Origin of the sequence: Sphingomonas sp., assembly GCF_035555815.1 — a bacterium.
Taxonomy (GTDB): Bacteria; Pseudomonadota; Alphaproteobacteria; order Sphingomonadales; family Sphingomonadaceae; genus Sphingomonas.
The window spans coordinates 1-4,539 of the sequence record NZ_DATMGG010000173.1 but is presented as its reverse complement, the minus strand read 5'-3'; the positions used below and the strand labels follow the sequence as shown (position 1 = coordinate 4,539).

Annotated in this window: 4 protein-coding genes; 3 read left to right on the top strand and 1 reads right to left on the bottom strand. The window is 70.4% G+C overall.

The window, feature by feature from the left end; genetic code table 11:
- The first annotated feature begins 126 nt into the window (after nucleotides 1-126).
- Genes VNR91_RS09570 through VNR91_RS09560 form a run of 3 tightly spaced genes read left to right on the top strand, consistent with a single transcriptional unit; the run spans nucleotide 127 to nucleotide 3,617 of the window.
- A complete protein-coding gene (locus tag VNR91_RS09570; protein ID WP_325490537.1) occupies nucleotides 127-1,701 on the top strand; it encodes an aldehyde dehydrogenase (NADP(+)) in 1,575 nt (524 codons plus the stop codon).
- Between the two features lie 9 nt (nucleotides 1,702-1,710).
- A complete protein-coding gene (gene araD1 / locus VNR91_RS09565) occupies nucleotides 1,711-2,691 on the top strand; it encodes an AraD1 family protein (protein ID WP_325490536.1) in 981 nt (326 codons plus the stop codon).
- 2 nt (nucleotides 2,692-2,693) lie between these two features.
- Nucleotides 2,694-3,617, top strand: a complete 924-nt coding sequence (locus tag VNR91_RS09560; protein ID WP_325490535.1) for a Gfo/Idh/MocA family oxidoreductase — start codon at nucleotides 2,694-2,696, stop codon at nucleotides 3,615-3,617.
- Nucleotides 3,618-3,621: 4 nt separating this feature from the next.
- On the opposite strand, the gene VNR91_RS09555 is transcribed toward VNR91_RS09560, so the two are convergent.
- Nucleotides 3,622-4,395 (bottom strand): FadR/GntR family transcriptional regulator, encoded by a 774-nt coding sequence (locus VNR91_RS09555; RefSeq protein WP_325490534.1) that lies wholly within the window; start codon nucleotides 4,393-4,395, stop codon nucleotides 3,622-3,624.
- Nucleotides 4,396-4,539 lie beyond the last annotated feature (144 nt).

Here is a 4,539-nt window from a genome sequence, read left to right as displayed (position 1 = left end):
TGGGGCTCGAAGCCGGTCGTCACCGGCGGGGCGCCGCCGGTGGAGGAGCGCCAGATCGGCGAACCCGCTTGACCCGGCCCGCCCATTGCGTCAGGGGCACGATCAATTGTCGGAGTAAATAGGGCGATGATTACCGGCGCGATCCTGATCGGTTCGGAAGAGCGGACCAGCGCGAACACGTTCGATGCGGTCAATCCGGCGACTGGCGCCGCGATCGGCCCCCCCTTTGCGGAGGCTGGCGCGAACGACGTGACCGATGCGTGCGCTCTGGCGGCCGCGGCGTTCCCCGTGTTCCGCGATCTCGCCCCGGCCGACCGGGCCGCGTTCCTTGAACGGATCGCGGACGCGATCGCCGCGATCGGCGATCCGCTGATCGACCGCGCGACCGCCGAGACGGGGCTGCCCCGCGCCCGGATCGAGGGCGAGCGCGGCCGCACGATCGGCCAGCTCCGGCTGTTCGCGCAGGTGGTGCGCGAGGGCGCGTGGATGGACGTGACGATCGATCCGGCGTTGCCCGATCGCGCGCCGTTGCCGCGCCCCGATCTGCGCCGCGTGCATGTCGGCGTCGGCCCGGTCGCGGTGTTCGGCGCATCCAATTTCCCGCTGGCCTTCTCCGTCGCCGGCGGCGACACCGCATCGGCGTTCGCGGCGGGCTGCCCGGTGGTGGTGAAGGGGCATCCGGCGCACCCGGGCACCACCGACCTGGTCGCGCGGGCGATCCGTCAGGCGGTGGTCGACAGCGGCCTGCCCGAAGGGGTGTTTTCGTGCCTGCCCGGCACCACCAACGACCTGGGCGGCGCGCTGGTCGCCGATCCGCGGATCAAGGCTGTGGGCTTCACCGGATCGCGCGGCGGCGGGCTGGCGCTGGTCCGCATCGCCAATAGCCGGCCGGAACCGATTCCGGTCTATGCCGAGATGTCGAGCATCAATCCGGTCATCCTGTTCCCTGCCGCCGCCGCCGCGCGCGGGGCCGAGCTTGGTCGAGCCTATGTCGCGTCGCTGACGCAGGGCGCCGGGCAGTTCTGCACCAACCCCGGCCTGGTGATCGCGTTGGCTGGCAGCGACCTCGATGCCTTCGAGGCGTCGGCGGCCTCGGCATTGCGCGAGGCGGCGGCGCAACCGATGCTGACCCCCGGCATTCACCGTAATTTCGAACAGGGAGTCGACGCGCTGGCCGGCCATCCCGCCGTCCGCGTCGTCGCGCGCGGGCCGGTCGGCGACGGGATCAACCAGGCGCAGGGGGCCTTGTTCGCGACCGATGCCGACGCCTTCGCCGCCGATCCGGCTCTGGGGCATGAGGTGTTCGGTTCGTCGTCAATCGTGGTGCGCGCGGCCGATATGGACGCCGTCGCCGCGCTGGTCACCGGGCTGGAGGGCCAGTTGACCGCGACCCTGCTGTTCGATGAGGCCGACGAGCCGCTGGTCGCGCCGTTGATCCCGCTTCTCGCCGAAAAGGCCGGGCGGGTGCTCGCCAACGGCTGGCCGACCGGGGTGGAGGTCAGCCACGCGATGGTCCACGGCGGCCCGTTCCCCGCCACCAGCGACGGGCGCAGCACCTCGGTCGGCGCGCTGGCGATCGAGCGGTTCCTGCGCCCGGTCTGCTACCAGAATATCCCCGACCGGCTGCTGCCGCCCGCGCTGCGCGACGCAAACCCCTATGCCGTCGCGCGCCGTGTCGACGGCGTCATGCAACCCGCCTGAGGACGCGCGATGACGACTTCCCTGATCCAGTTCCGCGCAGGTGACGGATCGCGCGGCGTCGCGGTCCTGCGCGACGGCGCCCCGCCGACGATCCTGACCGACACGCGCTCGACCCTGGAACTCGCACAGCGCGCGTTGGCGCAGGGGCAGCGGCTGGAGGCGATGGCGGCGGCGGCCGACAGCGGTCGGGAGCTGGATTTGGCCGCGGTCGCGCTGCTCGCACCGATCGATCATCCGGACGACGCGCACCTGCTGCTGACCGGCACCGGCCTGACCCACCTCGGTTCCGCCGAAGGGCGTGACAAGATGCACCGCGCGGCGAGCGAGGCGGCGACGCTGACCGATTCGATGAAGATGTTCCAGATGGGGGTCGAGGGCGGCAAGCCGGCCAGCGGCCCCGGCGTCCAGCCCGAATGGTTCTACAAGGGCGACGGGTCGTCGCTCGTCGCGCCGGGCGCGCCGATCGAATCCCCCGCCTTCGCGCTGGACGCTGGCGAGGAACCTGAGATCGCGGGCATCTACCTGATCGCCGACGACGGAGCGCCGGTGCGGCTCGGTTACGTGCTGGCCAACGAATTCTCGGACCATGTCACCGAACGCGGCAACTACCTGTGGCTCGCGCATTCCAAGCTGCGCCAGGCGGCGCTTGGCCCCGAACTGCTGATCGGCGACCTGCCCGCGCATGTCGAAGGCACCAGCCGGATCGTCCGCGATGGCGTGACGATCTGGGAACGGCCGTTCGTGTCGGGAGAGGCCAACATGTCGCACAGCCTGGCCAACCTCGAGCATCATCATTTCAAATATCCGCTGTTCCGCCGGCCCGGCGACGTCCACGTCCATTTCTTTGGCACCGCGACGCTGTCGTTCAGCGACGATGTGCGGACCGCATCCGGCGACGTGTTCGAGATCGAGGCGACGCCGTTCACCTTGCCCGTCCGCAATCCGATCGCGCAGGCCGCGCCGGTCGCGGTGACGGTGCGGAGCCTCTAGCGATGGCGATCCGCATCGCCATCGTGGGGCTCGGCAAGATCGCGCACGACCAGCATATTCCCGCCATCGCCGCGTCCGACCGGTTCGATCTGGTCGCGGCCGCGACGCACGCCGGCCATGCCGACGGCATCGCGCTGTTCCCGACGATCGACGCCTTGCTCGAGGCCAATCTCGCGCTCGACGCGATCGCGATGTGCCAGCCGCCGCAGGCCCGGTTCGAAGCCGCGGCAAAGGCGATCCGCGCCGGCAAGCACGTGTTGCTCGAAAAGCCGCCCGGCGCGACGCTGTCGGAGGTCGAGGCGCTGACCCGCCTGTCCGAAGCCGCTGGGACAACGCTGTTCGCGGCGTGGCATTCGCGGTTCGCGCCGGGCGTCGCCGATGCGCGCGCGTGGCTGACCGAGCGCCGGATCAACCGCGTCGAGATCGTGTGGAAGGAGGATGTGCGCCGCTGGCACCCCGGCCAGCAATGGATCTGGGAGCCGGGCGGCCTGGGCGTGTTCGATCCCGGCATCAACGCGCTGTCGATCGCGACGATGATCCTGCCGCGCCACTTCTTCCTGCAGGACGGCACGCTGGAATTTCCCGACAATCGTGCCGCGCCGATCGCCGCCGAGCTCAACATGATCGGGATGAGCGGCGCGCCGGTCCACGCGGTATTCGACTGGCGGCAGACCGGGCCGCAGACCTGGGACATCACCGTCGCGACCGACGACGGCACGCTGCGGCTGTCGGCAGGCGGCGCGAAGATGACGATCGACGACGTCGAGCATCCGGTCGGCCCCGAACGCGAATATCCCGGCATGTACGCGCGGTTCGCCAGGTTGATCGATCAGGGGCGGTCTGACGTCGATCGCAGTCCGCTGCGGCTGGTGGCCGACGCGTTCCTGCGCTGCCGGCAGGTGCGTGTCGACGCCTTCGACGATTGAGCCCTTAAGGCCTCCCGGCGTCCATCACGCTGCGGGTATCGTCGAGTGCGAGATCGACCAGCAGGCGCATCGCAGCGGTCGCGCCGGCGACGTCCTGCGCGGCGATCGCTTCCTGTACTCGGACATGATCGGGGATCGGATTGCGCGGCAGGGCGCGGGCGCGCTGCTTGAACTGGGTGGTCCAGTTCACCGCCGCGCCGATGCTCGCGCTCATCACGATCAGCGCGTCATTGTGGGTGGCGCGCAGGATCGCGGCGTGGAACTGGCGATCCGCCGCGCGCCCTTCCTCGGTCGCCAGCGTGTGGCGGCGCATCGTGGCCAGCGCGTCCCTGATCGCCTTCAGGTCGGCGCGGTCGCGGCGCTCGGCGGCCAGCCCGGCGGCGGCGGGCTCGACGATCGCGCGCAGCTCGAACAGCGCGCGGACGAACTGCGGGTCGGGCTCCTCGGCAAAGACCCAGGCGAGCACGTCGGGATCGAGCAGGTTCCAGCGTTCGCGCGGCAGCACGCGCGTTCCCGCCTTGGGCCGGCTCAGGACGAGGCCCTTGGCCGCCAGCACCTGGATCGCCTCACGATAGGCGCTGCGCGATACGTCCAGCTCCTCGGAAAACGCGACCTCGCCGCTCAGCACGTCGCCCGGCGCATAGCGGCCGGAGACGATCGCGGTGCCGAGCTTCTGGGCGATCGCGCCGTGCAGCCGCCGCCCGGTGCCGCGCGGCTGCCGCGGCGACGCCGTGGCGTAATCCTCCCCCTGCTCGTGCGTGTCGTCGTCCCGTCCCATCCCCTGGCGCATAGCGCAACACATCCTGACCGAAAACGGCGATTGCCTTCGCCTTCCACGCTTTATATTGTCGGAGTAATAAGAATCGATCAAGCCGCCGGTGAGCGCGCCGCGGTCTTGTTCTGACGGGAGGATTGAATGCGG